The 16,215-nt window shown below is 57.9% G+C and carries 15 protein-coding genes; 6 read left to right on the top strand and 9 right to left on the bottom strand.

Features of this window, described 5'->3' with window-relative positions; all coding sequences use genetic code 11:
- Positions 1–2: 2 nt before the first annotated feature.
- From mrdA to WNY39_RS11665, 3 genes are read left to right on the top strand one after another with little or no spacing between them, the layout of a single operon-like run.
- The gene (mrdA, locus tag WNY39_RS11675) at positions 3–1,946 is read left to right on the top strand and encodes a penicillin-binding protein 2 (protein ID WP_342845706.1); all 1,944 of its coding nucleotides are present in this window, start codon (positions 3–5) and stop codon (positions 1,944–1,946) included.
- A complete protein-coding gene (gene rodA / locus WNY39_RS11670) occupies positions 1,943–3,082 on the top strand; it encodes a rod shape-determining protein RodA (RefSeq protein WP_341233248.1) in 1,140 nt (379 codons plus the stop codon). The genes mrdA and rodA overlap by 4 nt, the downstream gene beginning before the upstream one ends.
- Positions 3,083–3,088: 6 nt before the next feature.
- Positions 3,089–4,021, top strand: coding sequence for a glyoxylate/hydroxypyruvate reductase A (locus WNY39_RS11665; protein ID WP_342845705.1), 933 nt, complete (start codon positions 3,089–3,091; stop codon positions 4,019–4,021).
- 112 nt (positions 4,022–4,133) lie between these two features.
- Here the strand turns inward: WNY39_RS11665 and WNY39_RS11660 are convergent, their stop codons facing one another.
- The 7 genes from WNY39_RS11660 to WNY39_RS11630 all read right to left on the bottom strand — a co-directional run bounded on the left by WNY39_RS11660 (position 4,134) and on the right by WNY39_RS11630 (position 11,274).
- Complete coding sequence (locus tag WNY39_RS11660; protein ID WP_342845704.1) at positions 4,134–6,149, bottom strand: M3 family metallopeptidase; 2,016 nt, start codon at positions 6,147–6,149, stop codon at positions 4,134–4,136.
- Between the two features lie 125 nt (positions 6,150–6,274).
- Positions 6,275–6,706, bottom strand: coding sequence for a DsrE family protein (locus tag WNY39_RS11655; protein ID WP_341233245.1), 432 nt, complete (start codon positions 6,704–6,706; stop codon positions 6,275–6,277).
- Positions 6,707–6,765: 59 nt separating this feature from the next.
- Complete coding sequence (gene moeB / locus WNY39_RS11650) at positions 6,766–7,809, bottom strand: molybdopterin-synthase adenylyltransferase MoeB (RefSeq protein WP_342845703.1); 1,044 nt, start codon at positions 7,807–7,809, stop codon at positions 6,766–6,768.
- Positions 7,810–8,259 carry a dUTP diphosphatase gene (dut, locus tag WNY39_RS11645; RefSeq protein ID WP_342845702.1) on the bottom strand — a complete coding sequence of 150 codons (450 nt, stop codon included), beginning with the start codon at positions 8,257–8,259 and terminating at the stop codon, positions 7,810–7,812.
- A 74-nt stretch (positions 8,260–8,333) separates the two neighbouring features.
- Complete coding sequence (coaBC, locus tag WNY39_RS11640) at positions 8,334–9,527, bottom strand: bifunctional phosphopantothenoylcysteine decarboxylase/phosphopantothenate--cysteine ligase CoaBC (protein WP_342845701.1); 1,194 nt, start codon at positions 9,525–9,527, stop codon at positions 8,334–8,336.
- 71 nt (positions 9,528–9,598) lie between these two features.
- On the bottom strand, positions 9,599–10,399 hold the full coding sequence (locus tag WNY39_RS11635) for a ChaN family lipoprotein (RefSeq protein ID WP_342845700.1): 801 nt from the start codon (positions 10,397–10,399) through the stop codon (positions 9,599–9,601).
- On the bottom strand, positions 10,396–11,274 hold the full coding sequence (locus WNY39_RS11630; protein WP_342845699.1) for an RNA polymerase factor sigma-32: 879 nt from the start codon (positions 11,272–11,274) through the stop codon (positions 10,396–10,398). Before WNY39_RS11630 ends, WNY39_RS11635 begins: the two co-directional genes overlap by 4 nt.
- 162 nt (positions 11,275–11,436) lie before the next feature.
- Here WNY39_RS11630 and WNY39_RS11625 point away from each other — a divergent pair, with 162 nt between their 5' ends.
- From WNY39_RS11625 to WNY39_RS11615, 3 genes are all read left to right on the top strand, one after another.
- On the top strand, positions 11,437–12,018 hold the full coding sequence (locus WNY39_RS11625) for a histidine phosphatase family protein (RefSeq protein ID WP_342845698.1): 582 nt from the start codon (positions 11,437–11,439) through the stop codon (positions 12,016–12,018).
- 59 nt (positions 12,019–12,077) lie between these two features.
- Positions 12,078–12,761 carry a glutathione S-transferase gene (locus WNY39_RS11620; protein WP_342845697.1) on the top strand — a complete coding sequence of 228 codons (684 nt, stop codon included), beginning with the start codon at positions 12,078–12,080 and terminating at the stop codon, positions 12,759–12,761.
- A gap of 118 nt (positions 12,762–12,879) precedes the next feature.
- Entirely contained in the window at positions 12,880–14,394 is a 1,515-nt protein-coding gene (locus WNY39_RS11615; RefSeq protein ID WP_342845696.1) for a YifB family Mg chelatase-like AAA ATPase, read from the top strand.
- Here the strand turns inward: WNY39_RS11615 and WNY39_RS11610 are convergent.
- The gene (locus WNY39_RS11610) at positions 14,360–15,277 is read right to left on the bottom strand and encodes an alpha/beta hydrolase (RefSeq protein ID WP_342845695.1); all 918 of its coding nucleotides are present in this window, start codon (positions 15,275–15,277) and stop codon (positions 14,360–14,362) included. The two genes, WNY39_RS11615 and WNY39_RS11610, sit on opposite strands and share 35 nt — an antisense overlap.
- Positions 15,274–16,209, bottom strand: a complete 936-nt coding sequence (gshB, locus tag WNY39_RS11605; protein WP_342845694.1) for a glutathione synthase — start codon at positions 16,207–16,209, stop codon at positions 15,274–15,276. Before gshB ends, WNY39_RS11610 begins: the two co-directional genes overlap by 4 nt.
- Positions 16,210–16,215 lie beyond the last annotated feature (6 nt).

Genomic DNA, 16,215 nt, shown 5'->3' with positions numbered 1-16,215 from the left:
GGATGAGACGCAGCAGGGCTGAAACAGACGCAAGCCAAACCAAGCTAAGCCGCCGTGCCGCCCTGTTGGGTGGCGTACAATTGCTGTTCATGGGCGGTCTTGCCGCGCGCATGAACTATCTGCAGGTGGATCAGGCCGATCAATACCTGCTGTTGGCCGAAGAAAACCGCATCAACATCCGCCTGATCCCCCCCACACGCGGCGAGATTTTTGACCGCAACGGCGTGCAGTTGGCACAAAACATCCCGTCCTACCGCATCGTCATGGTCCGCGAGGAAGCGGGTGATGTCGTAGAGGTCATGCACCGCCTGGCCAAAGTGATCGGCCTTGACCCCGAAGCCCGCGACCGCGCCATTGCCGAAGTAAAAGCCGCCGAACGGTTCTTGCCTGTTACCGTCGCTGACAACGTCACTTGGGATGAACTAAGCCGCGTTTCCGTGAATGCCCCCGCGCTGCCCGGCGTCAGCCCCGAGGTCGGCCTGACACGGGTCTATCCGCGTGGGTCCGACTTTGCCCATATTGTAGGGCGCGTGGGCCGCGTAAGTAAGGCAGATATCGACGCGCAGGAAACCCCGGATGCAGTGCTGCGCATCCCACGTTTCCAAATTGGTCGCATCAATGTCGAGGCCCGCGAGGAAGGGTTGTTGCGCGGTGTCGCTGGCACCAAACAGGTCGAGGTGAATGCAACAGGCCGCGTAATGCGCGAACTGTCCCGCCGCGAGGGGCAATCGGGTGCCGACATTCAACTAACCATCGATTCCAAACTGCAAAATTATGTTCAGGCCCGGCTGGGCACAGAAAGCGCCGCCGTGGTCATCATTGATTGCGAAAATGGTGATTTGATCGCGAACGCGTCCTCGCCCAGCTATGACCCGAACCTGTTCATCGGGGGGATTTCATCGGCGGATTACGATCCGATGTTGGAATCAAAATTCCGCCCCCTGGTCAACAAGACGGTCCAAGGCACCTACCCCCCCGGATCAACCTATAAAATGGTCGTGGCGATGGCCGCCTTGGAAGAAGGCATCGTGGGCCCCGACGACACCGTCTATTGCCCCGGTCATGTCGAGGTTGGCGGGCGCAAGTTCCACTGTTGGAAACGCGCGGGCCACGGCTGGATGGATCTGGAAAACTCGCTCAAGCAATCTTGCGATGTGTATTATTACGACCTTGCCCTCAAAGTCGGGATCGAGAAAATCTCGGCAATGGCAAAACGATTTGGTCTGGGCATCCGCCACGATTTGCCACTGTCGTCGGTCGCGTCCGGTCTGGCCCCGACCAAAGCATGGAAACGCGAAACCCGCGACGCGGAATGGGTGATTGGTGATACGGTCAATGCGTCGATTGGCCAAGGTTTCACGCTCAGCTCGCCGCTGCAATTGGCGGTGATGACGGCACGTTTGGCCACCAACCGCATGGTCACGCCGCGCCTCATCAAATCCATCGACGGGATCGAACAACCCTCGGGCGCGGGCGAACCGTTGGGGGTGAACGAAAACAACCTGCGCAAAATCCGCAAAGGAATGCATGTCGTCGTCAACGATCGACGGGGCACGGGATACCGGTCACGCATCATTGCAGAAGAAATGCGCATGGCAGGCAAAACCGGTACCAGCCAAGTGCGCAGCATCACCACCGCAGAACGCGCGCGTGGTGTCAGCCGCAACGAAGATTTGCCTTGGGAACGGCGCGACCACGCGCTGTTCGTGGCCTTTGCCCCGTCTGACAAGCCGCGCTATGCCGTGTCGGTTCTGGTGGAACATGGCGGCGGTGGCTCAACGGCCGCTGCGCCAATCGCGCGCGACGTGCTTTTGCAGGCGCTTTATGGCGGAGAGCCTCCCCTTGATGCCTATCCAACAGCCGACAGGGACCGCATTGCCGAGCAGCAAAAGCAACTTCGCGACGTCCAACCCCAGGCCACGATCAAAGGTAAAGATCAGGCATGAGTTATCTTGAATATAACGTCAAACACGTCCCCACCGGGTTCAAAAAAATCCTGCATCTGAACTGGCCGCTGACGGTGTTGCTGATTGCTGTATCAGGTGTCGGCTTCCTGATGCTGTATTCCGTCGCGGGGGGCAGTTTTATGCCTTGGGCCGAGCCGCAAATGAAACGCTTTGCCCTTGGGCTGGGGTTGATGATTGCCGTGGGGATGGTGCCGATCTGGCTATGGCGCAACCTTGCTGGTGTCGCCTATCTCGGGACGGTTGTATTGCTGATTGCGGTCGAACTTTTCGGGTCTGTCGGCATGGGCGCGCAGCGCTGGATTGAGCTGGGTTCTTTTCGTCTGCAACCTTCAGAACTTATGAAGATCACTTTGGTGATGATGCTGGCAGCCTATTATGACTGGCTACCCGCCAAGAAAACGTCACGGCCCATCTGGGTGTTGCTGCCCATAACCATGATCCTTGTCCCCACAGCGTTGGTGCTAAAGCAGCCCGACCTTGGCACCGCGCTGTTGCTGATGTGTGCGGGCGGGGGGCTGATGTTTCTGGCTGGCGTGCACTGGGCCTATTTCGCTGTTGTCCTCTCCGCTGGCATCGGGTTGATCACCGCCGTTTTCCAATCGCGCGGCACCCCTTGGCAATTGCTAAAAGACTATCAATTCCGGCGCATCGACACCTTTATTGATCCCAGCACTGATCCCTTGGGCGCTGGCTATCACATCACCCAATCCAAAATCGCCCTTGGATCAGGTGGCTGGACAGGGCGCGGATTTATGCAAGGGACGCAATCGCGCCTGAATTTCCTGCCGGAAAAACACACCGATTTCATCTTTACCACCCTGGCCGAGGAATTCGGTTTTATCGGCGGCGTCTCGCTTCTCGGCCTGTATGCATTGATTATTGTGTTCTGCATTACCGCAGCCGTGATCAACAAGGACCGCTTTTCGTCACTGCTTACGCTTGGCATTGCGCTGAATTTCTTTTTGTTCTTTGCGGTGAATATGTCGATGGTCATGGGCATGGCCCCGGTCGTGGGCGTGCCCTTACCACTTGTCAGCTATGGTGGATCGGCCATGCTGGTTCTTCTGCTGGCTTTCGGGCTGGTTCAATCTGCACATGTTCATCGCCCAAGGTAGGTCTCTATGCCCCTCAATATTCTATTTGCCGCCCGTACCGAACGCTGGGCCAGCTACGAACAACCCCTGCGCAAGGCCCTGCAGGATGCGGGGATTACCGCCAATCTCAGCACCGATATTGCGCCTTCCGAGGTCGATTATATCGTCTATGCCCCCAACAGCCACTTGCAGGATTTCACCCCCTATACCCGTGCCAAAGCCGTGCTGAACCTATGGGCCGGGGTGGAACAGATCACCGGCAACAAAACCCTGAGCATCCCGCTGGCACGTATGGTCGACCCCGGCTTGACCAAGGGAATGGTGGAATGGGTCACCGGACACGTGATGCGCTATCACCTTGGGCTGGACATCGACATTCTGAACACAAACACCGATTGGACACCGCGCACGCCCCCGCTGGCACAAGAGCGTAAGGTCGGTATGCTTGGCATGGGTGCTTTGGGCACCGAGGCGGCAAAAACGCTGGCCAGCCTCGGCTTTGATATGGGGGGCTGGTCGCGTAGTCCCAAAAACGAACCTGGGATAAAATGCTTCGACGGCGAAGACGGCTTGCAGGATATTCTGGCCCGCAGTGAAATACTGGTGCTCCTGCTACCCGACACCCCGGCAACCGAAAACACAATAGACCAAGCGGCACTGTCAAAAATGCCAAGGGGGGCGTATATCATCAACCCCGGCCGCGGGCCGCTGATTGACGATGACGCCCTGATCAGCGCACTTGATAGCGGCCAGATCGCGCATGCCACCCTAGACGTTTTCAGAACCGAACCCTTGCCCGCACAGCACCCCTATTGGGCACATCCCAAGGTCACCGTCACCCCCCACATCGCCGCGGAAACACGCGCTGTGACAGCATCACAAATGATCGTCCAGAACATCCAACGCGGCGAAACTGGCAAGCCCTTTTTGCATCTGGTCGATCGCACCTTAGGCTACTGAACCCACATGCCTTTAGGTCGGAATTTGAGTTTATTTGGCAAAATGAAATCAGCGCGGTTTGCCTGATATTTCATTTTGCCCTTAAACTCTCGCCGAAGGCAAAAAGTTCTTTTCAAGCCGCGATAAGCCCACGCCCTTTCAGCAATGCCTCAACACCGGGCAAGCGCCCTCTGAACGCCTTGTACAATTCCGCCGCGTCCTGACTGCCGCCAGTGGACAGGATATGCGCCTCAAGCGCCTTTGCCTTTTCGGGGTCAAAGGCACCACCTGCCTCTTCGAAGGCCTCAAACGCATCCGCGTCCATGACCTCTGACCACATATAGCTGTAGTATCCGCTGGAGTAGCCATCCCCCGAAAAGACATGGGCAAATTGCGGCGTCGCGTGGCGCATGGTGATCGCAGCGGGCATGCCCAGATCGGCCAGAACCTGCGCTTGTGTGGCCATCGGATCGCTGGGCGCGGGACCATCATGGAATTCCAGATCAACCAGCGCAGACGCCACATATTCGACCGTGGCAAACCCCATGCCAAAGTTGGCAGCGCCCAGGACCTTCTCCAACATCTCTTTCTGCATCGGCTCGCCCGTTTTGGCGTGGGTCGCAAATTCACCCAGCACTTCTGGCACGTCCAACCAATGCTCATATAGCTGGCTTGGCAACTCCACGAAGTCGCGGGCGACCGACGTGCCGCTCACCGATTCATATGTCACATTCGATAACATCTGATGCAAAGCATGGCCAAATTCGTGGAACAACGTCCGCGCATCATCATAGGACAACAAGGCAGGCGAGCCTTTGGCAAAGTTGCAGACATTGATCACAATGGGCGATTGCTCTGCCGGGAACTTGGCCTGCGCCCGCATGGCGGAGCACCACGCACCCGACCGCTTGGACCCACGTGCAAAATAGTCTCCGATGAACACGGCGACATGCTTGCCACCTCGTGTCACCTCCCACGCGCGGCAGTCCGGATGATAAAGCGGCACATCAAGGGGTGCGAATTCGAGAGAGAACAAACGCGTGGCGCAGCTAAAGGCCGCGTCAATCATACGGTCCAGCTGGAAATATGGTTTCAACGCGGCTTCGTCGAGATCATGCTCGGCCATGCGCTGCTTTTCCGCATAGTAGCGCCAATCCCACGGGGCCAGATCGCCGTTCACGCCATCTGCGTGCATCATGTCCGTCAATACCGCGCCGTCGGCCTCGGCCTGCGCTTTGGCGGGCTCCCACACATCCATCAACAGCTGACGAACGGCATCAGGCGTCTTTGCCATTTCAGTTTCCAGCTTGAAGGCTGCAAAATTCTTATACCCCAGAAGCTTAGCGCGTTCTTCACGCAAGGCCAGTGTTTCGGCAGCAATGGCACGGTTATCCGTTTCGCCCTCATTGGCACCGCGCGCCTGCCATCCCAGAAACGCCTTTTCGCGCAGATCGCGGCGGGGCGAGAATTGCAGGAACGGCACAATCAACGATCTGGACAGGGTAATAACCGGGCCGCCTGCGTCTTTTTCCACACCAGCGTTGCGGGCCGCATCAATAACAAACTCAGGCAGCCCCTCAAGGTCGGCTTCCTCAAGCTTCATAAACCATGACCGTTCATCCGCCAAAAGGTTCTGCGTGAATTGCGTGCCTAGAACAGCCAGCCGGCCCTTGATCTCCTTCATACGAGCGTCTTGCGCACCTTCCAAAGCAGCACCAGAACGCACGAACCCGCGATGCGTCAGCATCAGCACGCGGGCTTGCTCTGGCGTTAAATCAAAACTGTCACGTTTCTTCCAAACCTCAGCCACACGGGCGAACAATGCCTTGTTGCTAGATATCTCAGAAAAATGCGCCGCCAAAAGGGGGGAGAACTTGCGCTGTAACTCTTCCCGGGCCGGGTTACTGTCCGCGCCAGCCACCGTGAAAAACACCCCTAACACGCGATCAAGCTGCCGACCTGCCTGCTCCAGCGCCTCAATTGTGTTGCTGAATGTAGGCGCGGTATCGCTGTTGGCAATCGCATCAATCTCCTTGCGATGCGCGGCCAGCGCCTGATCCAGCGCTGGCTCGAAATCATCATCGGAAATTTTGTCGAACGGGGCCAGTTCGAACGGCGTGTTCCAGTCCTGAAGCAAGGGGTTTGTCATGGTGTTCTCCTTTGCCATTACAGGTAAGGTTCACGCCGCGCGGTTGCAATCACCTGTGGGGTATCCGCGTCAAATCAGCGGCTAAAGGCAAGGGTTTCGCCGCGACATCCGCCCCCCATTATCCCTCAAGGCCGGATGTAAGCGAACCCGTCTTCCTGCAATTCGATCAACCGGACAACACCCGATGGCACGACATTTGCCTCGGACAGCAACACCACATCATGGCCGGACTTTTTCTTCATACCGGCCATCGTATTGGCGCAGGCCGAAAAGCTGATGTTGTCCAGCTCGAGCGACATCGCGGAAACCCGCTGGGCCACTGGGCTTTTGTCGGCGATCAACATGTTCAGGCCGGGGCCATAGGTAACCATTTCGATGGTAACAGTATCGCCTTGGCTTTCATAATAGCGGGCAAGGTTGCTGGCATTATTCAGCGCCATATTCATCACCTGAGGGTCGTTTTCATCAACGTGAATGGCAACTTTATGCGCTACGCCTTCGGCGAAGGCCGCCAGCGGAGCCAATGCCAATGCGGCGGCAAGTACGAATCGTTTCATGGGTTTCTCCTCCTTCTAAATTGGGACCAGTCTAGCGCGTTTTTTGAACAACGCGGTATTTATGAGACGTCACCGCAAACCGGACAATCATCGCGCTTGCTGACGCCGATTACACGATTTTCTCCGTAAAGCGCATCATAGATCACCATCTGCCCGCGCAACGGCGCGCCTGCCCCCGTGATGACCTTGATCGCCTCGACCGCCATCATTGACCCAATGACACCGGGCAGCGGGCCGATCACCCCGGCCTGCGCGCAAGACGGGGCCAGATGTGCGGCGGGGGCTTGCGGGAACACACATTGATAACATGGCGCGCCTTTGGCCGGGTCAAAGACACTTAGCTGCCCCTCCCATTGGCTCAGCGCGCCCGAGATCAGCGGAACGCCCACAGCAACACAGGCGCGGTTAACCAAATAGCGCGTTTCGAAATTATCGGTCCCATCCAGAACGATGTCATATTCCGCGATAAGGGTCTCGGCGATCTCTTCGTCCAACCGACGATGATAGGGGCGGATTTTGACAAAGGGGTTCTGTGCCTCAAGCGCCATCTGCGCCGAAAAGACCTTGGCCATGCCAATGTTTTTGTCTGTGTGAATGACCTGGCGTTGCAGGTTTGCATTTTCGACAACGTCATCATCAATCACGCCGATTGTGCCCACCCCCGCCGCCGCTAGATACTGCAAAACAGGCGCGCCCAGACCGCCAGCGCCAACAACCAAAACCTTGGCACTCTTCAATGCTTTTTGGCCGCTGCCGCCCACCTCTCTCAGCACAATGTGGCGGGCGTACCGGTTCAGCTCCGTCTCGGAAAATGTGCCTGCGGGTTGGGATGTCGTCTCCCCAACCGGTGCCGCCCGGTTGCGTAAATATTTCAAACCCCAACCATAGGCAAAGGCCAACACAACAAACCCGGTTAACAACAACCAAGGTGCTGCACTGCCCCCTGTCGCCACCCGCAAGGGGTTCGTCTCTGGCAATAGCAGGTTTATCCCGATCACTGCCCCAAACAACGCGCCTAAAAGCTTCAACCGGGTCTCGCGGGCGCTGCCCATCGCCGCACCGGCACCCCAGATGACCGCCGCAAGGATAACAACCAGCAACATCTATTTCAGCCCTGTCGACCCGAATCCGCCAGCCCCGCGGGTGCTGTTCGACAATGTGTCGACCTCAACAGTGGCGTAACGTTTCACGTCGGCAATCACCGCCTGCGCAATCCTGTCACCATGCTGGATTTCGAAAGGCGCATCGCCAATATAATACAGCCCGACCATCACGACGCCGCGATAATCCTCGTCCACCGTGCCCGGCGCGTTGGGGATCAAAAAACCGTGCTTCAGCGCCAGTCCCGATCTTGGCCTGATCTGCATCTCTGTCTTGCGGGGAAGCTCAACATGAAAGCCGGTCGAAATCAGCTTAATCTCGCCCTTTGTGAAAACCATAGGGCCGTCAGGCAAGAACGCGCGCAAATCCATCCCGGCCGCACCGGCCGTGGCATAATCCGGCAAGGGTAAATCCGCATTCCCCGCCACCCGCTTAAACTTAATCTCAGACATCGTTATCCCTCAAAACATCTGCGCAGCAGCTATTTTCAAATGGTTTTAAATCCTCGCCGAAGGCATAGAAGCTTTTACGTCAACGCCTCGGCAATGCGCGCGGCCAGCTTTTTTGCCACCTGATCCTTGCCCATACGCGGCCAATCTTCTGCGCCAGCGTCACTGATCAAGGTGACAGCGTTTTCACCGCCCCCCATGATTCCGGTGCCCGGTGACACATCGTTCGCGACGATCCAGTCGCAGCCTTTGCGCAGACGTTTGGCGGTGGCGTTCTCGATCACATCATTGGTTTCTGCGGCAAATCCGACAACCAGCTGGGGCCGGCCCGATGCCATGTGGCTGACCGTCTTAAGGATGTCCGGGTTTTCCGCGAACTCAAGCATCGGCAAACCGTCTTTTGACTTTTTCAGCTTGCGGTCGCTTGCCGTGGTGACGCGCCAATCCGCCACGGCGGCGGCAAAAACACCAGCGTCAGCGGGCAACGCCGCATCGACGGCCTCTTGCATCTGCAGGGCGGTTTCGACGGGCACGACCTCTACCCCGCTTGGGGGCGGCACATCGGCAGGGCCCGTGATAAACACCACATCCGCCCCCAACGCAGCAAGGGCACTGGCGATGGCCGTCCCTTGCGCGCCAGAGGACCGGTTCGCGATATAGCGCACCGGATCAATCGGTTCATGGGTCGGGCCAGAGGTTACCAGAATGCGCCGGCCTTTTAGGGGTCCATCGTTCAGCTGCGCTTCAATCGCGGCCACGATTTCCAACGGTTCCGACATGCGCCCCGGTCCAAATTCCCCGCAGGCCATATCGCCGTCATTTGGCCCGACAACCGCGATACCGTCACCGCGCAACGTGGCAAGGTTGCGCTGCGTGGCCGCGTGTTCCCACATGCGCACGTTCATCGCAGGGGCGATCATCACCGGCGTGTCCGTGGCAAGCAATAGGGTCGAGGCAAGATCATTCGCCATGCCGCCCGCCATCTTGGCCATCAAATCAGCTGTCGCGGGCGCAACCACAACCAAATCGGCGACACGGCTAAGCTGGATATGACCCATCTCGGCCTCATCGCCCAAATCGAACAAATCGCGGTACAGCTTTTGCCCCGCCAAGGCCGACACAGACAGGGGCGTCACGAACTCTTCGCCAGCGCGGGTAAGAACCGGTGTCACCGTCGCGCCACGCTCGCGCAGGCGGCGGATCAGATCCAGCGATTTAAACGCCGCGATGCCACCACCGATAATCAGCAGAATATGTTTACCAGCCAGCATGTTCGGCCCTCTTTCACACAGTTAGGGTGAACCATAGGCCGCAAGGCCCCGTTCTGCCAGCCCCATCAGAGTTAGTTAAACGCCAAACAAGGGTCTTCACGCTCTGCCGGAGGAGACTGCAGAACCGCATCGAAACGCCCCTTGGGCACGATGCCATCCTCGCCCTGCCCCACCGTCATTACAGCGACATCGGGCCGAACCTGCGCGAGGGCAACAGGCGCGCCCCAATCAGCACGCGCATGGCCATTTCCGGTAATGACGACAACCGGCCCGCCCGTATCATCCAATGCTTCAATCGCGGCCTGCGCCAACCGCGCATCCCGAAGGCGTTGCACATCCACCATCGCAGGCAACAACTCCGCCGGCAGGGCGTCACAATGGGCCTTCATCTGCATCGCCTCGCGCTCTGCTTGCTGGTCGGGCTCCAACGGCGCGTCCAACCCAAACCCCGCTGCCTGCGCGCCAAATGCCGCGACAAGGCCCTCACCCATCGCCTTGCGCGCTGTCTCTCTCGGCACCGCAGCGCCATAGATTTGGGCATCAGCGCTTGCCGCGAATATCGGATAGTAAATTGCGAAATCAGGCCAGCCACTGTCATTCCAACCAAGCGCCTGCTCTAGCGCCGTTTCATCTTCGACAATCTCGCCATGAACCTGTGCCGCCTGCGCACCGGTGATCATCTCGTACACAACAGCTTTGGGCGCGACCTGTGCCACAATATCTGCTTGGATTTCATGATGGGCGGGATTGTCGTGCGTCTCCCCCAAAAAAATAATTTGCGCCGCATGTAACTGCGCGCGCAAATCATCGTTTAAAGGTTGAGCCGAAGCAAAAACTGGCAGTGCCAGAAAAACAGTAAGGTATCGAATCATATCAAGAAGTGATGGACTTCGGCTGACTGTGTTTCAAGCGTTTTGCGCATTTTTCCAAAGGCCGCTGCCTCGAGCTGGCGCACCCGTTCTTTCGACAAGCTCAGCTCTTCGCCCAAGCTTTCCAAGGTTCTCGGCTGCTCGCGCAGTTTGCGTTCGCGCACGATAAATTGCTCACGTTCATTCAACGCGTGCATCGCACCCAACAACCAATTGCGCAGCGTCGTGATATCGTGGCTTTCCTCGACTTTTTCCGCCGCCTGCGCACTGTCGTCCACCAGCGCGTCAATCCATTCGCGCCCTTCGTCTTCGGCGGATTGCGTGGCGTTCAGCGAATAATCAGAACCTGACAAGCGGCCCTCCATCATCTCGACATCATGCATCGGTACGCCAATTTCGGTCGAGATCATCTGGCGCAGCTGATGCCCGTCCAGCGTTTCACCGGCCACTTGGGCCTCACGCTCGATCCGGGCCTGAACACGGCGCATATTGAAAAACAGCGATTTTTGCGAAGATGTCGATCCGGTGCGCACCATCGACCAGTTACGCATAACGTGATCCTGAATGCTCGCCTTGATCCACCAAACCGCATAGGTCGAAAAACGTACGCCGCGATCGGGGTCAAATTTATCGGCGGCTTTCATCAGCCCCAGACTTGCCTCTTGAATAAGGTCATTCATCGGCGCGCCATAGCGTTTGAATTTACCCGCCATCGACACGGCCAGCCGCATATAGGCAGTGATCAACCGGTGCAGCGCCTCTTCGTCACGCTGGTCCCGCCAGGCATAGGCCAGCCTCAATTCAGTTTCCGCATCCAAAAGCTCTGCTTTCATTGCGGTACGGGTCAACGAAAATTCACGCGCTTGAGATTGTGCCACAGTAATCACCCCCTGATAGAAGAATTTTGGCTCTTTATTTTATGAACTCCAAAACTGGCCGCTTGGTTCAAATATTTTTAATATTTCTGCACCCGACCGCTTGAGGACCGGGTTAACTGCGCTAGTGTCCGCCGCATCATCAGGGGTTTTGGGGGCGGCAAAATGACAACGTGGCATTGGGTTCGACACGGGCCGACGCATGAAAAAGCCTTTGTTGGATGGCGCGATGTTCCGGCTGATTTGTCTGATCACGCCCAGATCGCGCGCCTAAATGCGCATTTGCCACGCGAAGCGATCCTTGTGTCATCCGACCTGATCCGCGCCGCTGCGACGGCAGATGTCTTAGCCCACCCTCAGCGCCAGCGCCTGCCCCATGACGAAAAACTACGAGAGATGGATTTCGGCCTCTGGGATGGCATGCACTTCCGCGACGTGTCTGAACAGCACCCCGAACTTAGTCGGGCCTATTGGACCACACCTGGCGATGTCGCCCCCCCGCAAGGCGAAAGCTGGAACGCTGCCGCCTCTCGCGTTAACGCCGCGGTGGACCGTCTGAATGCCCGTTACCCCGATGAACACATTATCGCAGTCGCCCATTTCGGGGTCATCCTGACGCAAATCCAGCGCGCCCTGAACATCACCGCGACAGAGGCATTTTCCCATAAGATCGACAACCTATCCGCCACGCAAATCACGGTGCGCCAAGCCCAGTGGGCCGTAACCCACATCAATCATTCCCCGTGATAGGGGACGTCACAAAATAGCATTTGCTCAGATCACGCGAGCGTGGCTAGAAATCGCCCATGACATATGATCTTTATATCGGCGACAAAACCTTCTCCAGCTGGTCCCTGCGCGGCTGCCTGATGCTTGAAAAATTCGACATCCCCTACCGAAGCCATATGGTCAGCCTATACGACGGCACCATGGCCCAAGACATGGCAAAGCTGGCACCGGCCAAGCTGGTCCCGACCCTCAAAACCCCACAAGGCGAAGTGATTGGCGAAACTCTTGCCATGGCCGAGACTTTGGCCGAACGGCACCCGGATAAAGCGCTTTGGCCAGCAGACCCTTCCGCACGGGCCCGCGCGCGCTGGCTATGTGCGGCGATGACGGCAGGGTTTTCCACGCTGCGCAGCGAATGTCCCATGGAGCTTCGACACGTGAACAAGGGCCTGCCGGTGTCAGACGCGCTGAAAACAGAGCTCGCGCGCTTGCAAGAGCTGTGGGATTACGCAAACAACGCATCCGACGGCAAAGGCCCGTGGCTTTTCGGCAGCTACAGCTTGGCCGATGTGTTTTACGCCCCCGTCTGCGCACGGATCATCGGGTATGACTTGCCAGTGTCCCAGTCCGCGCGGGACTACTGCCTAGTCACTCTGAACGATCCTGCCTTCAAAACATGGCGCGCAGAAGGCCTCAAGGTAAGCTATGACCCTGTCCCATACGACATCGATTGCGCCACGGCCCCTTGGCCCGTGGCTTGATCCAGCGCCTATTTCATTTTGCAAAATAAACTCAAATTCCGACGCATCCACCGGAGTTAACGCTTCTTAAACTCCCGAGACCTACGCATTAACCATCTTGGCCACCGAAAGGGCCCCTATGGTTTCGCGTGCATATACCGTTGCGTTTCAGGGCGTCGAGGCGCGCATTGTCGAAGTACAATGCGCCGTCTCTGCCGGTTTGCCCGCATTCTCGATTGTGGGGCTGCCCGACAAAGCGGTGTCAGAGGCCCGCGACCGGGTGCGTGCCGCACTTTCGTCGATGGCGATTGCACTGCCCAGCAAACGGATCACCATTAACCTAAGCCCTGCCGATCTGCCCAAAGAAGGCAGCCATTTTGATCTACCCATTGCTCTCGCGCTGCTGTCCGCCATCGACATTTTACCCCAGGATGTCACCCAATCGGTTGTCGCACTGGGCGAGCTGTCGTTGGACGGAGCGTTGATACCAGTGATCGGCGCATTGCCCGCTGCAATGACGGCAGCCGAACACAACCGCAGCCTTCTATGCCCTGAAGCCTCTGGCGCAGAAGCGGCTTGGGTCGGCAATACCCAAGTGATCGCGGCCGGTTCCTTGGGCGCTGTCGTACGTCATTATACCGGACAGGTGCCGATCGCACCCGCCGATCCGGGCGAAGTTTCCGCGCCGCACCAAACCAAAGACCTGCGCGACGTCAAAGGGCAGGAACGCGCGAAACGTGCCTTGGAAATTGCTGCCGCTGGGCGTCACCATCTGATGTTTGTCGGCACGCCGGGGTCGGGAAAATCCATGCTGGCCGCGCGACTTCCGTCGATCTTGCCCCCGCTCACGCCGCGCGAGGCATTGAGCACGTCAATGATCCATTCACTGGCCGGATTACTGGTCGAGGGCGGGATATCACGCACGCGGCCGTTTCGCGAACCGCACCACACTGCATCAATGGCCGCGATCATCGGCGGGGGGCGGCAGGCCAAACCCGGCGAGGTCAGCTTGGCGCATAACGGTGTCCTATTCATGGATGAATTCCCCGAGTTTCCCCGCATGGTGCTTGAGACGCTGCGCCAACCGGTTGAAACCGGCGAGGTCATGATCGCCCGCGCCAATGCGCATGTGCGATATCCGTGTGAATTCATACTTGTCGCCGCCGCAAACCCTTGCAAATGCGGATATCTTAGCGATCCGGCACGCGCTTGCAGCCGCGCCCCCGCCTGCGGCGAAGACTACATGGCCCGCATATCCGGCCCCTTGATGGACAGGTTTGACTTGCGGGTGGATGTGCCCCCTGTCGCTTTTACCGATCTGGATTTGCCCGGCGATAGCGAAGGGTCGGCCGAGGTCGCAGCCCGTGTCGCATCGGCGCGCCAGATCCAAGAGACCCGCTTTGCCGATGCCCCAGATGCGCATTTGAACGCAGATGCCGAGGGCGATTTATTGGAAAGCATTGCAACACCTAATGCCGAGGCCCGCGCGCTGTTGTTGCAGGCAGCGGAGCGGTTTCACCTGTCGGCGCGTGGCTATCATCGCGTGTTGCGTGTCGCGCGCACCATCGCTGATTTGGATCAAGCCGAGACCGTCCAAAAACACCATCTGGCCGAGGCGCTTAGCTTTCGGATACCGGCGTCGGCAGCGCTTTGATCCATCCGGCAAGGTTGCCCAAGGTCTGACGGGCCTCGGGCAAAATGTTGTGAAAAAGCGGCCAAACATGCGGCAGGTCGTGCTCCTCGTGAAAGGAGACGTCGACATCGCAGGACTTTAGATGTTGGTTCAGCGCGCGCGCATCATCGCGCAAGATTTCCGTATCGCCCACACATAACCACACGGGCGGCGCGCCACGAAAATTGGCGCTTAACGTGTTCAGTCGTACATCTGAGCGATCCGCATCGCCCAAATACATATTCAGCAACTCGCCCGCACGATCGGAGGGAAGGACGGCCTCTCGGTCGGCGTTTTCAACCACGCTGGCCCCTTGGCGTGTGTAATCCACAAAGGGCGAAAACCCGAAAACACCACGAGGCGCAGGCAGTTTTTTAGTCAAAATTTCGGACAGCAGACCAAAGGCCAGCCCACCCCCGGCACTGTCACCGCCCACCACGATATTTTGCGCGCTCACACCTGACGCAATCAATGCGCGATAGGCGGCTTCCACGTCATCTGCGGCTGTGGGAAACTTGAACTCAGGTGCCAACCGGTAGCGTGGCATCACAACCCGTGCGCCCACACGCGCCGCCAATTGGCCCAACATCGCCGCGTGGGTTTCGGGGCTGCCAAAGACAAAACCGCCACCGTGGATATAGAAAATAACGATGTCAGAGGTAACATGCTTTGGCGTCACCGTCAGCACATCGACGTCACCCGGTAAGGTCGTCTTCTCAATCGTCGTCCCGCGCGGTGCGTGAAACAGCAGTCGCGCACTAAGCTCAAGGTTCTTGCGCAGTTTCTGCGGCGTCTTGGCACGGCGCATCTTGCGCTTTTCAACCAGCCGCAAATAGGTGTTCAGCGCTGGACGTATCAGGCTCATGCGCGGCGCGCTTCAATCGCTTCCCAGATTTTGGCCGCAATGTTGGTGCCGTCAAAACGCTCAAGCTCTTGGATGCCGGTTGGCGAGGTGACGTTGATTTCGGTCAGGTAATCGCCGATCACATCGATGCCGACAAATATCTGACCTTTTTCCTTAAGCACGGGGCCGATGGCCGCGCAAATCTCAAGATCGCGGTCGGTCAGGCCGACCTTTTCAGGTCTGCCGCCAACATGCATGTTGGACCGTGTTTCGCCCGCTGCGGGGACGCGGTTGATGGCGCCCACGGCCTCCCCGTCCACCAAGATCACACGTTTGTCGCCTTTGGACACCGCTGGCAGGAATTTTTGCACGATCAACGGCTCGCGCGAGAAACCGGTAAACAGCTCGTACAGCGATCCAAGGTTGCGGTCGTTTTCGTCAAGCCGGAACACACCGGCCCCGCCATTGCCGTACAGCGGCTTCAGGATCACATCGCCATGCTTGGCCTTGAACGCCTTGATCGTATCAAGATCACGCGCGATTGTGGTCGGCGGGATCAGATCGGGGAAATCGAGGCACATCAGTTTTTCGGGGTAATTGCGCACCCAAAACGGATCATTCACAACCAGCGTTGTTTCTTTGATCCGGTCCAAAAGATGCGTTGATGTGATGTAATGCATGTCAAACGGCGGGTCTTGGCGCAGCCAGACTACATCGAAATCCGCCAAATCAACCTCGCGCAGCGGGCCAAGCGTCGCGTGATCGCCCTGCACGCGCTGAACCGTCAGATCATGCCCTTTTGCTGTGATCCGACCCTCTTGGAACGCAAGATTGTCAGGCAGGTAATAGAAAAGGGTATGCCCCCGCGCCTGCGCCTCTTCGGCGATGCGAAAGCTGCTGTCGGCGTTAATGTTGACGGCCCCGATCGGGTCCATTTGAAAGGCGATTTTCATACCAGA

The sequence above is a fragment of the Sulfitobacter sp. AS59 genome, from assembly GCF_038899995.1.
Lineage (GTDB): Bacteria > Pseudomonadota > Alphaproteobacteria > Rhodobacterales > Rhodobacteraceae > Sulfitobacter.
This window is presented reverse-complemented; position numbering and strand designations above follow the sequence as displayed.